Raw genomic sequence first — 1058 nt, 5'->3', positions numbered from 1 at the left:
GACCAGCGTCAGACCGACGTACTCCAGAGCACCCTGCCCCCGGTCCCGCCGCCCCCGCAGCCGCGCACCCGGCAACCGCACACTCGTACGCGGCACACCCCGCCGCACCCGACGACGCAACTCCCCCATGAATGGCATAGGGCGACCGTAACGGGCTTTCCCGGCAGGCGTCTTGGGCCCGCGGACCCAATCGGTGCGCCCCGTGCGCAGGGGGTGGCTCCCGGGAACAGGCTGGGCCCGAGGTTGGGGCCCCGGACCCAGGTCAGGGCTCCCGGACCGGCCGTACGCTCACGCCACACCCGAGGAACGGCAGAGGACGACGGAAGCCGTCGGGACGGCGTCACAGAGGGAGGAAGCACCGTGAGCGGTGGCAGCGGCTGGGGAAGCGGAAGCGCGGGGCGGGTACCCGCGGGGCACGGTCCCGGCCGGACGGGCAGACCGGGCGGTGGAGCGAGCGGCGTCGGATCCGCGCTGGCGCTGGCCCGCAGCTGGATCACCGGGGCGCTCGTCTACGTCATCGCGGGGTACGTGATCTCGCGGGGGCTCGTCGACCTGCTGGCAAGCGACGAACGCCTCGACGTCTTCGCCTGGCGCCTGGCCCTGGAGCACGTCCCCGTCGTGCTGTCCACGGTGCTCGCGGTCCTCGCCGCCGCCCGGGTCCTGCCCTACGAGCAGCGCGCCTCCCGTGCCCTGCATCTGTCGGCCGCCCTCGGGGCGCCCGTGGGAGCCCTCGTCTACCTCTATGCGACGCAGTCGTACGCCTCCGGTTCGGAGGGCGTCCTGATGCCGGTCGTCGCGCTGGCGACGGGGGCGGCGATCGGTCTCGCCGTGGACGGGCTCATGGACGACACGGACACGGTGTCGCCGCACGCGGCCCCGTACTCGTGGCGGGACGGCGGGGCGGGCGCCGCGGACTACCTCGGCGGGATCAGCGTGGCCACCGGGGTCCTCGCGGCGCTGGCCGTCGCCGGGGTGGCCTGATACGGCCTGGGCAGAGGCCCCTTCGGCCCGGACCCGTCCTCCGGCTGGTTCCTCCCCGGTCCTGCCGGGGAGGAACC

The 1058-nt window shown here is 74.8% G+C and carries 1 protein-coding gene; it reads left to right on the top strand.

All coding sequences use genetic code 11. The features are described 5' to 3' along the window. Window positions 1-360 precede the first annotated feature (360 nt). A complete protein-coding gene (locus tag ACWCXC_RS37485) occupies window positions 361-981 on the top strand; it encodes a hypothetical protein (protein ID WP_450891827.1) in 621 nt (206 codons plus the stop codon). Window positions 982-1058: the final 77 nt, after the last annotated feature.

The organism is Streptomyces sp. NPDC001515 (genome assembly GCF_053597115.1).
This window is presented reverse-complemented; position numbering and strand designations above follow the sequence as displayed.